At 68.6% G+C, this 12700-nt stretch carries 9 protein-coding genes; 2 read left to right on the forward strand and 7 right to left on the reverse strand.

The genetic code is table 11. The features are described from left to right. Window position 1 precedes the first annotated feature (1 nt). From L0977_RS00990 to L0977_RS01015, 6 genes are read right to left on the reverse strand one after another with little or no spacing between them, the layout of a single operon-like run. Window positions 2-1186 carry a cation:proton antiporter gene (locus L0977_RS00990; RefSeq protein WP_234262760.1) on the reverse strand — a complete coding sequence of 395 codons (1185 nt, stop codon included), beginning with the start codon at window positions 1184-1186 and terminating at the stop codon, window positions 2-4. Beyond that, on the reverse strand, window positions 1183-1938 hold the full coding sequence (locus L0977_RS00995) for a class I SAM-dependent methyltransferase (RefSeq protein WP_234262761.1): 756 nt from the start codon (window positions 1936-1938) through the stop codon (window positions 1183-1185). Before L0977_RS00995 ends, L0977_RS00990 begins: the two co-directional genes overlap by 4 nt. A gap of 23 nt (window positions 1939-1961) precedes the next feature. Further along, a complete protein-coding gene (locus L0977_RS01000; RefSeq protein ID WP_234262762.1) occupies window positions 1962-2756 on the reverse strand; it encodes a glycosyltransferase family 2 protein in 795 nt (264 codons plus the stop codon). Beyond that, the gene (locus L0977_RS01005; protein WP_234262763.1) at window positions 2749-3513 is read right to left on the reverse strand and encodes a lysophospholipid acyltransferase family protein; all 765 of its coding nucleotides are present in this window, start codon (window positions 3511-3513) and stop codon (window positions 2749-2751) included. Before L0977_RS01005 ends, L0977_RS01000 begins: the two co-directional genes overlap by 8 nt. Then, a complete protein-coding gene (locus L0977_RS01010; RefSeq protein ID WP_234262764.1) occupies window positions 3506-4339 on the reverse strand; it encodes a MipA/OmpV family protein in 834 nt (277 codons plus the stop codon). The genes L0977_RS01005 and L0977_RS01010 overlap by 8 nt, the downstream gene beginning before the upstream one ends. 13 nt (window positions 4340-4352) lie before the next feature. Beyond that, the gene (locus L0977_RS01015) at window positions 4353-5714 is read right to left on the reverse strand and encodes an NAD(P)/FAD-dependent oxidoreductase (RefSeq protein WP_234262765.1); all 1362 of its coding nucleotides are present in this window, start codon (window positions 5712-5714) and stop codon (window positions 4353-4355) included. An 83-nt stretch (window positions 5715-5797) separates the two neighbouring features. On the opposite strand from L0977_RS01015, the gene dnaE reads away from it, so the two are divergent. Both dnaE and L0977_RS01025 read left to right on the forward strand, forming a co-directional pair. Then, window positions 5798-9376 carry a DNA polymerase III subunit alpha gene (dnaE, locus tag L0977_RS01020; RefSeq protein ID WP_234262766.1) on the forward strand — a complete coding sequence of 1193 codons (3579 nt, stop codon included), beginning with the start codon at window positions 5798-5800 and terminating at the stop codon, window positions 9374-9376. Between the two features lie 93 nt (window positions 9377-9469). Further along, window positions 9470-11704: an ATP-binding protein gene (locus L0977_RS01025; protein ID WP_234262767.1), complete on the forward strand. Its 2235-nt coding sequence runs from the start codon at window positions 9470-9472 to the stop codon at window positions 11702-11704. A 6-nt stretch (window positions 11705-11710) separates the two neighbouring features. Here L0977_RS01025 and L0977_RS01030 read toward each other — a convergent pair whose 3' ends face one another. Further along, on the reverse strand, window positions 11711-12697 hold the full coding sequence (locus L0977_RS01030; RefSeq protein ID WP_234262768.1) for an NADPH:quinone oxidoreductase family protein: 987 nt from the start codon (window positions 12695-12697) through the stop codon (window positions 11711-11713). Window positions 12698-12700: the final 3 nt, after the last annotated feature.

Consider the following 12700-nt stretch of genomic DNA (forward strand, 5'->3'; position numbering starts at 1 on the left):
CTCAGGGTGCCCGCCGGTTGGCCAGACGCGGCGCCACCATCGGCGTGGTGAGCATGGTGCTGGCCACGGCCATCAGCAGCAGGGCGGTGAAGCTGGCGCTGGTGATGATCTGGCGGTCCAGCAGGATGTTGGCAAAGATGATCATGATCAGCGCCTTGGTCTGCAGCAGCCAGCCGATGATGGGCGCCTCGCCCGCCGGCCAGCCCAGCACCCGGCCGGCCAGGTGCACGCCCAGCAGTTTGCCGGCGACCGTGGCTCCGAGCAGCAGCGCCGCCGCCGCGAAAACCTCGCCGCCACCGACCGACCAGCCGGTGCGCAGGCCGGTGGACAGGAAGAACACCGGCATCAGCACCAGCAGCACGTGGTGGCGCAACTGGTCCAGCCGCGCCTGGTCGAACCAGGCCGCTTCCAGCACCGCACCGGCCAGAAACGCGCCCACCATGTAGTGCAGCCCGGCCCAGTCGGCGGTGAAGCCGCACAGGGCCAGCCAGATCAGGGCCACGTGCCAGCGGTCGGCCTCGGGCAGCCGCACCATCAGGCGGCGAAACCCCCAGGCGGCCAGGGCAAAGCCGGCCAGGAACAGCGCCTGCCGGCCGACCCGGCTCCAGTCCATGAGGATCAGGGCCAGCAGGCCCCAGACGGCGATGTCGTCCAGGCTGGCGTAGCGCAGGATGCGCTGGCCCAGCGGCTGGCGCAGCAACTGCAGCTTTTCCATCAGCAGGATCAGGATCGGCAGCGCGGTCACCGCGCAGGCCATGCCGATGCCCAGTACGAACTGCCAGCCCTGCGCCGCCTCGCCGACCCAGCCGGGCAGGTGCAGCAGCACGCCGGCGGCGGCGCAGCCCAGCAGCAGCGGTACACCCAGCGCCAGGCCGGCCGTGATACCGCTTTCGCGGCGGTGCCGCCAGGCCTGGCCCAGATCGAGTTCGGTGCCGGCGATCATGACGAACAGCATCACCGCCCACAGGGCCAGGCCGTTGAGCGCCTGCACCACGGGCGGCGCAAACACCCAGGCGTGGTAGTCCGGAAACCAGCGGCCCAGCACGCCGGGGCCGAGCAGGATGCCCATGACGATCTGCACCACCACCAGCGGCGCGAAGTAGTCGGTGCGGCACAGCCGCCAGACCAGCCACGGCAGGCTGAAGATGATCAGCATGGCGACGAGGAAGACCTCGTTCGCGCTCATGGTTTTCGGGCGGTGTATTCCCGGAACATGCCCAGGGTCACCGAGCACTTGACGTCGGTGAAACCGGCGCGCTGCAGCGCGTCCAGGATCGGTTGCGGGGCCAGGGCGGCTTCGATGGTGTCGCCGTAGTAGCGCCAGAGGCGCTTGATGTCGGCGTGGCGCCCGCTGAGGCGGGCCAGGGCAGGTACCACGGCGCCGATGTGGAAGCCCAGCAGGGTGCGCTGCAGGCGGCTGGCCGGGCGGCTGATTTCCATCAGGCAGACTTGCCCGCCGGGCTTGAGCACGCGCCGGTATTCGGCGAAGGCGCGGTCCAGATCGCCCACGTGCCGCAGCGCGTAACCCATGGAGAGGAAGTCGACCTCCGCGTCGGGCAGCGGAATCGCCTCGGCGTAGGCCTCCAGGGTCTCGACCGACAGTTTCTTCTTCAGCTCGGCCAGCATGCCGGGCGAGGGGTCGAGCGCGATGACCCGGCCGCTGGGGCCGGTCAGCGCGTGCCCGGCCACCGTCACCAGACCGGTGCCGGCGGCGACGTCGAGCAGCGTCATGCCTTCGCGCAAGCCGGCGCGTTGCAGCACCTGGCGCCGGTACCAGGCGCCGCTGCCCAGGGCGGTGAGGCTTTCGGCGTGGTCGTAGCCGCTGGCGCCTTCGTCGAACAGGGCGCGGGTGATGCGCCGGCGTTCGTCTTCGCCCTCGAAATAGCCGCGCAGGCGGTCACTGTCGACCATGGCGCCCAAGCGCCGGGAATCGTTCATGTTCGGGCTCCCTTCGGTGAATGTCAGGTTCTCTGGCCCGCCTGGCGCAGGCGCCGGGCGATCAGCAGGGGCAGGCGCAGCACGAAGCCCAGGAACAGGCGCGTGTGCATCCCCGTCAGCAGCGCGTTGTCGCGCAGGTATTTGAAGTGGGAAACACCGCCTTCCTCGGCGCTCAGGTAGCGCACGGGGGCGTCGATGTTGATCGGCCGCACACCGGCCCAGCACAGCCGTACGACGGCCTCGGGGTCGAAGTCGAAGCGGCGCATGAAGCGGGTGCCTTCCATGATCCGCCGCAGCGGCGCGATGGGGTAGACGCGGAACCCGTACAGTGAGTCGCCCACGCCCATCCACAGGGTTTCCAGGTTGGCCCAGCCGTTGGACACCTTGCGGCCGTTGACGCGCAGCGCGGGGGCTTCGGGGCCGAACACGGGCTTGCCCAGCACCATGGCGCCGGCCGCCCGCTGCGAGGCGGCCATGAAGGCGGGAATGAGGGCCGCCGGGTGCTGGCCGTCCGCGTCCATCGTCAGCGCATGGGTGAAGCCCTGGGCCTGGGCGCGGCGGATGCCTTCCAGAACGGCGGCGCCCTTGCCCTGGTTGACGGGCAGCTCCAGCACCTGCAGCCCCGGGTCGTCGGCGGCCAGCTCCCGCAGCCGGGCGGTGCTGCCGTCGGTGCTGCCGTCCACCACCACCCAGACCGGGTTCCACTGCTGGCGGGCCTGTCGCACGGTGTCCACGACAGTGCGGCCCGGGTTGTAGCAGGGGATCAGCACCAGGTGGCTGGTGGAGGGGGTGGCTTGCGGCGGCGGATGCTCAGTCATGACGGGGGGTGGCCAGCTCGGCGCGGAAGTACTGCTCCAGCCCGGCGGTGAAGGCATGGTGTTCGGTCGTGACCTGAAAGCGCTGGCCCAGCCGCGCCGTGCAGCGCAGGGGCAGCACCGGGGGGCGCCAGAGCGGCCAGTCCTTGCCCAGGTAGGGCGTGGAGAACTCCAGCAGCACGGTCTGCAGCGGCACGCCGGAGCGGCGGGCGATCAGCGCCGCCGTCGGGTCGAGGGGGTCGAGCGGAAAGTGCTTCGTGCGCGAGCTTTCGGGAAACAGCACCAGTTGCGCGCCTTCGGCCAGGCTGCGGCAGCTGCGTTTGACGATGTGGTGGGCGCTGCCGTTGCCGACATAGCGCGCCAGCCGGGCCGCAGCCCCGAAGAGCAGGTTGTCGAGCAGGCTGGCCTTCATCACGCACACCGCGTTGGGCAGGCGCGACGCGAGCAGCACCGCGTCGAGCAGCGAGGGGTGGTTGGCCACGATGATCAGCGACTTTTCGTCGCGCAGCCGGTCCAGCGCGTCGAGTTCGAAGCGGCAGGCGCACAGCAGCGACAGCAGGCCCAGGTAGAAGCGGAACGCGCACGCGATGACGCGGCGGCCCAGCCACTGGCCGGCCTGGCGGGGCAGCAGCGGGTGCAGCAACGCGGCGAAGGGCAGCCAGGTCAGGCACAGCAGCGCCAGGCTGCCCAGGCCGACCAGCATGGCCAGCCGTTCGTAGAGCGGCCACAGCGGCCCGCGCTGCCGGGCGCGCTCAGTCATCGGCCACGACGCGGGTGGACGACTGGCCGAGGATCCAGGAGATGGCCACCCCGCCCGCCACGTAATGGCGGGTGCGCACCAGCGGGCTGTCGGCGAAGGTGGCGCCGGACAGGTTGTCGTAGCGCAGGAATGCGCCGATCCAGTAGCGGTCGTAGCGCCGCGAGATGGCCGCCAGGTACTGCATGCCGGCAAACCCGGCACCGGCGCGGTAGGCCGGCCGGTCGGGGGTGGCGTAGGCGGCATCGACGCCATAGAAGTACTGGTGCTGGCGGCGGTCGCCGAACAGCGGGCCGGCCTGAAGGCCGACGTTCCAGCCCGGCAGGCCGGGCAGGTCCTGCAGGTCGAGATTGAGCTTGGGGTGGAACACCCAGCCGATGTTGCGCACGTCGCGGTCCAGGGTGTGGGCCACGCGCAGCGGCAACTGGAGCTTGAGCTGCCGGCGCTGGTTCTCGGCGGTCCAGAGCGTGAGGTCCAGTTCGGGGCCGATCTCGAAGTTGGCTTCCAGGTCGGGCATACCCGCGCGGGCGTCGATGCGGCGGCTCGGGGCCGGCGGCGAGAGCGCGCCCGAGACGGTCAGGTCGACCCGGTCCGAGGCGAACAGCTGCCCGCGCACGCCGTGGCGGTCGGCCTTGAGAAAACGGCCGTGGTAGATGAAATACGGGGTCGGCAGCACGTACTGCTGGGACTGGTCGGACCCCCGGTAGGCCGGGAAACTGACCGCGCCCACGCCCAGGCCAACTTCCCAGAGGGGCTTGTCCTCGGCGGCAAAACCGGTGCGGGCCAGCGCCAGGGCCGCCAGCACACAGGCAAAAGATGAACGCTTCATGGGGCTGCGGGCCTCAGGTGGAGACGGCCGGGTCGTCGACCGGGCGGATGTTGGCGCGCCGACGCCGCCAGGCCGCGAAGGCGCGGCGCGGCTGCAGCAGATTGGAGCTGTAGTACAGCCCTTTGAACAGCCACAGGGAGCGCCAGATCGGGGTGGTGCCGAAGACATCGCCGGCCAGCACCGACAACAGCGCCTCCTTCATGCGCAGCACGTTCTTCGGGTACATGAAGAAGTCCCGCATGATGGGGTTGGTGACCCGGTAGATGAACCACGAGAACTCGCGCGGACCGTGGCGCATGGCGCGGTCGAAGCGGCGCATCGCGGCCGCCGCCTGGGCCGGCTGGCGCAGGCAGGTGTCGACCGTTTCGGCGCCGATCACGCCGCTGTGCATGGCCAGCCATACGCCGGAGGAGAACACCGGGTCGATGAAGGCGAAGGCATCGCCCAGCATCAGATAACCGGGGCCGTGGTTGCGCTCGGCGACGTAGGAGAAGTTGCCGGTGGCTTCCACGGCAGTCATGCGCTCGGCCTGCGCCAGCCGCTGCTGCAGCTTGGGGCAGGAGGCGATGTTGTCCATCAGGAACTGGTCGAGGCTGCGGCCCTGGCGGGTCTTCATGTGGTAAGGCCAGGTCACCATGCCCACGCTGGTGGTGTCGTCGGTCATGGGGATGAACCAGAACCACCCGTGCTCGAACCAGAAGATGGAGATGTTGCCCTCGCTGGCGCCTTCGTGGCGGCGGGCGTGGCGGAAGTGCGCATAGACGGCGGCGCTGTTGTGGCGCGGGTTGCGGTGCTTGATGCGCAGCCGGCTGGCCATGAAGGTGTCGCGCCCGGAGGCGTCGATCAGGAAGCGTGCCTGCCAGACCACCTCGCTGCCGTCGTCGCGCCGCGCGGTCACCCGGGCCTGGTGCCTGGCGTCGAATTCGACCGCCGTGGCCCGCGTGCCTTCGTGCACCTCGGCGCCGCGACGCACCGCGTTGCGCAGCAGCACCTGGTCGAATTCGGCGCGCTTGACCTGGTAGGCGGCGGGCATGGACTTGTCCCAGGCTTCGGCGAACAGAAAGGTCTGGGTGTGTTCGTGGTGGGGCGAGACGAACTCCGCACCCGGCTTGTGCATGCCGATGGCCCGGATCTCGTCGGCGATGCCCATGCGCTCGAACAGCGGCAGGTTGGCCGGCAGCAACGATTCGCCGATGTGAAAGCGCGGGTGCCGGTCCTTGTCGAGCACCACCACGTGGTGGCCTTTTTCGGCCAGCAGGGCCGCCACGGTCGAACCGGCCGGGCCGCCCCCGATCACCAGTACGTCGCAGGGCAGGCTGGCAGAAGGCTGGGGCGCGTGCGCAGGAGCCGGGTCGGTCGGGGAGGAGGCGGTCATCGGTGGCTTGGGAGGTGGCGATCTGTCCGGATAATACCTGCGGCATTCCGCCATCCGGTACGGTGCGGTGGCATCATCGCGGCATGTTTGTTCACCTGCGTCTGCATACCGAGTTTTCCGTGGTCGATGGCACCACACGCATCGACGAGGTGGTGGCCGCCGCCGCAGCCGACGGCCAGCCCGCCCTGGGCATGACCGATCTGCACAACCTGTTTGGCGGGGTCAAGTTCTACAAAACCGCCCGGGGCGCGGGCGTCAAACCGGTGCTGGGCGCCGAGGTGGCGCTGCAGGGGTTCGGCATCGAAGCCGGCGGCCCGCCCGGGCTGCCGTCGGCCGGCCCGCAACTGCCACCGCCGCGGGTGCTGCTGCTGGTGCAGGACAAACAGGGTTACCTGAACCTGAGCGAGCTGATTGCGCGCGCCTGGACCAGCAATGTGGTGCGCGATGTGCCGCTGCTCAAGCGGGAATGGCTCGAAGAGCTGGGCGCCGGGCTGATCCTGATCGCGGGCGCCCAGGCCGGGCCGGTCGGGCAGGCGCTGATGGCCGGTGACGCCGCGCGCGCCGCCGGTGTGGCGCTGCAACTGGCGGGCCTGTTTCCTCACCGGTTTTACATCGAGTTGCAGCGCGCCGGTCGCGCCGACGACGAGCGCCATGTGGCCGCCGCCGTGGAACTGGCGGCTCGCTTGCGCCTGCCCGTCGTGGCCACGCACCCGGTGCAGTTCCTGGAGCCCGACGATTACGAGGCGCACGAGGCGCGGGTGTGCATTGCCGAAGGGGAAATCCTGGGCAACAGCCGGCGCATCCGCCGGTTCACGCGCGAGCAGTATTTCAAGTCGGCGGCCGAGATGGCCGCGCTGTTTGCCGACCTGCCATCGGCCGTGGCCAACACGGCCGAGATCGCCAAACGCTGCAACCTGACCCTGGTGCTGGGCAAGCCGCAGTTGCCGAACTTCCCGATCCCGCCGGTCAACGGGCAGGTGCTGTCCACCGAGGACTATTTCCGCCACGTCTCCTTCGAAGGGCTGGAAGGGCGCCTGAAGCACCTGTTCCCCGACCAGGCGGTGCGCGAGAAAGAGCGCCCACGCTACGTGGAGCGGCTGGAATTCGAGCTCAACACCATCCTGAAGATGGGGTTCCCGGGCTACTTCCTCATCGTGTCGGACTTCATCCAGTGGGCCAAGGAAAACGGCTGTCCGGTGGGGCCGGGCCGGGGCTCGGGCGCCGGTTCGCTGGTGGCCTATGCCCTGCTCATCACCGACCTGGACCCGCTGCAGTACAACCTGCTGTTCGAACGCTTCCTGAACCCGGAGCGGGTGTCCATGCCCGACTTCGACATCGACTTCTGCCAGGCCAACCGCGACCGGGTGATCGATTACGTGAAGGACCGCTACGGCAAGAACGCGGTGAGCCAGATCGCCACCTTCGGCACCATGGCCGCGCGCGCGGCCATTCGCGACGTGGGTCGCGTGCTGGACCTGTCCTACGGCTTCTGCGACGGCATCTCCAAGCTGGTGCCCAACAAGCCGGGCATGAGCGTGACGCTGCAGTACCCGCCGGTGCCCAAGAAAGAAGGCGACAAGAACAACTACGCCATCGAGATGGAGCCCATCCTGGCAGAGCGCATCGAGAAGGAGGAGGAAGTCCGGACCCTGATCGAGCTGGCGCAGAAGCTCGAAGGCATGACGCGCAACATCGGCATGCACGCCGGGGGCGTGCTGATCGCGCCGGGCAAGCTGACCGATTTCTGTCCGCTCTACATGCAGCCGGGCAGCGAATCGGCGGTGAGCCAGTACGACAAGGACGACGTCGAAGCCATCGGCCTGGTGAAGTTCGACTTTCTGGGGCTGGCCACGCTGACCATCCTGGAGATCGCGCGCGAGTTCATCATGAAGCGCCACAAGGGCCAGGAGCACTTCCGCTTCGAGGACATCCCGCTGGACGACAAGGCGGTCTACGCGCTGTTCTCCAAGGGCCAGACCGAAGCCGTGTTCCAGTTTGAAAGCCGCGGCATGCAGGGCATGCTGCGCGACGCCAAGCCCAGCCGGCTGGAAGACCTGATCGCGCTGAACGCGCTGTACCGGCCGGGCCCGATGGACCTGATCCCCAGCTTCGTGGCGCGCAAGCACGGGCGCGAGACGGTGGACTATCCGCACCCGGCCGTGGCCGAGATGCTGAGCGAGACCTACGGCATCATGGTCTACCAGGAACAGGTGATGCAGACCGCGCAGATCCTGGGCGGCTACTCGCTGGGCGGCGCCGACTTGCTGCGCCGCGCCATGGGCAAGAAGAAGGCCGAAGAAATGGCCGAGCACCGCGAGAAGTTCCGCGCCGGTGCCCTGGCCACCCACGGCATCACCCAGGAGAAGGCCGACGAGGTCTTCGACCTGATGGAAAAGTTCGCGGGCTACGGCTTCAACAAGTCGCACGCGGCCGCCTACTCGCTGCTGGCCTATCACACGGCCTGGCTCAAGGTCCACTACACCGCCGAGTTCTTCTGCGCGAACATGACGGTGGAAATGGACGACACCGACAAGCTCAAGGTGTTGTGGGAAGACGCGCTGAAGATGGGCATCAGCTTCGAGCCACCCGACGTCAACCGCGGGGTCTACCGCTTCGAGCCGGTGACCGACAAGGTGGTGCGTTATGGGCTGGGCGCGATCAAGGGCACGGGCCAGCAGGCCATCGAAGCCATTGTGGCGGCCCGCGAAGGTCGGGGCGAAGGCCCCAACGGGCAGGAAACCGGCCCCTTCACCAGCCTGTTCAATTTCTGCCTGCGGGTGGACCGCTCGCGTCTGAACAAGCGCACGGTGGAAGCCCTGGTCAAGGCCGGCGCGTTTGACGCCCTGCACCTGAACCGGGCCGAACTGCTGGCATCGATCGACGTCGCTTTCGAATACGCCGCCGCCACCCAGGCCAACGCCAACCAGGGTGGCCTGTTCGACATGCTGGGCGACGACGGGCACGGCTCCAGCACCCAGGAGCCCGACCTCGTGACCACCGTGCCCTGGGGTGTCAAAGAGTGCCTGTCGCACGAAAAGACCGCCATCGGCTTTTACTTTTCGGGCCACCTGTTCGACGAAGTGCAGGCCGAAGTGCGCCGCTTCGTGCGCACGGCGCTGGCCGACGTGAAGGAAAGCCGCGACCCGGTGCTGCTGGCCGGCATCGTGTCGGATTTCCGGGTCATCAACGGTCAGCGGGGCAAGCTGGCGTTTTTCAAGCTCGATGACCGCTCGGCGGTGTTCGAGGTCAGTGCCGACGAGAACCTGATCAACCAGCACCGCAACCTGCTCAAGGAAGACGAGCTGATCATCGTGCAGGCACTGGCCCAGCCCGACCGCTTTTCGGGCGGGTTGCGCCTGAAAATCCAGCACATCTGGGACCTGCCGTCGGCACGCTGCCGTTTCGGCAAGTACCTTCGCGTGGCGGTCAATGGCCACGCCCCGGCGGTGGCGCAACTGGTGCGGGATTTCCCGCCGCGCCGCGAAGACACCGAACAGGGCGATCTGGTGCGTGGATTGCCGGTCCGGCTGGCGCTGCAGCGCCCCGGTGCGCAATGCGAAATGGCGCTGGATGACCGGGCGCTGTTCTTCCCGTCGGACGCCGCGCTGGCCAGCTGGATGGCCCAGGCGCACGAGCGGCGCGCCGAAATCGTGTTCGACTGAGGGCACAAACATGTCTCCGGCGCCAAACTTGTCACGGTTGGCGCGTGGAGACGGCTCAAGCAGGCGGGCCGGCGGTCGATGAGTCGGAGGTCTATGAAACTGCAACACAAAGCCTGGGCGGTGGTTCTCGTCGTCGTCGGGCTGGCCGCGTTCGGGGCCATGCTCGGAGCCCGACACATCGTCTCAAACGCCTTCGCGACGCTGGAGCACGACCGTGCGCATCTGGAGGGCGAGCGTGCCCGCCGCGTGCTGGACCAGCAGTTGCAGGCCCTGGAAAACAACGCGCGCGACTACGCCTGGTGGGGCGAGGCGGCGGCCTATGCGGAAGGGCGCAATCCGGGTTTCTTCCACAGCAACTTCGGGCCTGAAAACATGGGGTACCTGCGGTTGTCGCAGGTGATGGTGTTCGACGGCGGGGCCCGCCTGCTGGATTCGGCGGTTCGCGACCCGAGCGGGCAGGTGACGGCCTTGCCGGCCGCCCAGACCGCCGCGGCCCGGGCGCTGGCGGTGGCCATGCTCTCGCGCCCCGAGGCCACGGCCAGCATCCGGACCTACCAGGTGGCGAACGACCGGCTCGACCTGGTGGCGGCGGTGGCGATCCACGACCCGGCCCGGCCAGAGGCTGGCCCGAAGGGCGCGCTGGTGCTGGTCCGACATCTGGATGCCCCGGAAATCGAGCGCCTGGGGGAGGTGCTCATGACCCAGGTGGGCCTGGCCTTTGGTCTGGCCGACGGGGTCGACGAAGATTCGCATGTGCTGGCGGGCGCAGACGGCCGGCCGGTGCTGCATTCGATCCTGCGCGACTACCGGCGCCAGCCCGTGGCCGAACTGACGCTCGCGCTGGACGACACCATGGCCCAACGGGGGCGTGCTCTGACCGGGCAGGGCATGTTGCTGGCGGTGCTGGCCGGGCTGCTGGCGGCGGTGTTGCTGGTCTGGCTGCTGAACCGCCTGGTGCTGCGCCGGCTGCTGCAACTGCATGCCGACCTGCAACGGGTGACGGCGGAGGGGGTCACGCCGACGTCGCGGGTGGGCGGGGTGTCCGGCAGCGACGAGATCACGACCCTGGCCAGCGGCATCAACAACCTGCTGGACCGCGTCCGCAACGACGTGGAAGAGCAGCGCGAGGCGCATGAACGGCAGGAAGTGCTGCAGAACCAGCTGATGCAGAGCCAGAAGACCGAAGCCCTGGGTCGCCTGACCGGTGGCATTGCCCACGACTTCAACAATTCGCTGGCGGCCATCACGGGCTGGGTGCGGCTGGCGGCGGAAGACCTGGACACCGAGCACCCCAGCCACGAGGCCCTGCAGCAGGCCCTGAAGGCCAGTCGCTACGCCGATGGCCTGATGCGCCAGTTGCTGGCATTCGGCCGCCAGTCGGCCCCCAAACTGCGGCGTCTGCACTGGGCCGGCTTGATCGAAGAAACCCGGCAGATGGTGGCCTCGGGCCTGACCAAGGACTGCGAACTGGTGATTCACTACCGGCTCGATGACGATGAGGTCGATGCAGACCCCACGCAACTGCAACAGGTCATGGTCAACTTGCTCATCAATGCGGCCGATGCCATGGGCGGCAAAGGGCGCATCGATCTGTCCCTGGATGCGCTGGAACTGCCCACGGCCGCCAGTGAACTGCCGCCGCCGGGCACGGCCGAACTGCCGCCCGGCAGCTACCTGGTGCTGGCGGTGAGCGATCACGGTCCGGGGATCGACGACGCGCTCAAAGACCGGGTGTTCGAGCCGTTTTTCACCACCAAGGGCAAAGGCCGGGGCACGGGCCTGGGGCTGTCGGTGGCCCAGGGCATCGTGGCGCGACATGGCGGCGCCATCGGCTTGAGCAGCGTGCCCGGGGAGGGCGCCACGTTCTTCATCTACCTGCCGGCCAGCCGGCGCGAGGCCCAGGTGCCGCCCGTCACCCTGCCTGGCGGCGGGGTGGGGCAGGGGCGCAGCATCCTGTTCGTGGACGACGACCAACTGGTGCGCCACGCCTGGTGCGCGCTGCTGGAGCGCCAGGGCTGGATCGTCACACGCTCGCGCGATGGCGAGGAAGCCTGGCTGCAGTTCTCGCAGAGCGGCAAACATTTCGACCTGGTGCTGACCGACCAGTCCATGCCGCGGCTCGACGGGGTGGGGCTGGCCCAGCGCATCCGCGCCACCGCTTCGCCGCCGCCCATCGTGCTGATGAGCGGGCACGTCAACGAAGTGCCCGCTGATCTGCTCGACAGCCTGTTCGCCGCGGTGCTGCACAAACCGGTGGAGGCGGCCGAGCTCGACCGGTTGCTGCAGGAGGTGCTGCAGGCGCCGCCGAGCGGGTTGGCGCCGCTTTAAGGGGTCTCAGTTCACCAGCACCAGCTTGCCCTTGACGGCGCGCGATCCCATGATTGCGTAGGCCTTGGACAGCTCGCTCATGGGCAGGGTCTGGTCGATCACGGGCTTGATCTGGCTCTGGAGGTACATGCCGGCCAGTGTCTGCATCATCTGGGCATTGGCCTTCGGCTCGTTCTTGGCGAAATTGCCCCAGAACACGCCCACCAGGCTGGCACCCTTGAGCAAGGGCAGGTTCAGCGGCAGGTTGGGGATGGGGCCGCTGGCGAAGCCCACCACCAGGTAGCGGCCGCGCCAGGCGATGGAGCGGAACGCCGGTTCGGCGAAATCCCCACCGACCGGGTCGTAGATCACATCGGGGCCGTTGCCGCCGGTCAGGCGCTTGATTTCGTCGCGCAGCGTGCCCTGCGGCGTGTGCACGCTGTAGTTGATGGTCTCGTCGGCGCCCAACTCGCGGCACAGCGCGCACTTTTCGTCGGTGGAAGCGGCCGCGATGACCCGCGCGCCGGTGGCTTTGGCGATCTGGATCGCCGCGGTGCCCACACCCCCGGCGGCGCCCAGAATGAGTACCGTTTCGCCGGCCTTGAGGGCGGCGCGGTCGATCAGCGCGTGGTACGAGGTGGCGTAGATCATGATGAAGGCCGCCGCGTCGACATGGCCGAAGCCATCGGGCAGCGGCATGCACAGTGCCGCCGGGGCCAGCGTGTGGGTGCCGAAACCGCCCGTGCCGCTGAGGCAGGCCACGTTCTGGCCCACTTTCAGGTGCTGGACGCCTTCGCCCACGGCCCGCACCACGCCGGCGTATTCCGAACCCGGCACGAAGGGCAGGGGCGGTTTCATCTGGTATTTGTTCTGCACGATCAGCAGATCGGGGAAGTTCAGGCTTGCGGCCTTGATCTCGATCAGCACCTCGCCCGCCTTGGGTTCGGGGGTCGGCAGCTCTTTCCAGGTCAGGGCTTCCACGCCCACGGGGTTCTCGCACAGCCAGGCATGCATCGG

It is taken from the genome of Hydrogenophaga sp. NFH-34, assembly GCF_021401345.1.
Classification (GTDB): domain Bacteria; phylum Pseudomonadota; class Gammaproteobacteria; order Burkholderiales; family Burkholderiaceae_C; genus Hydrogenophaga; species Hydrogenophaga electricum.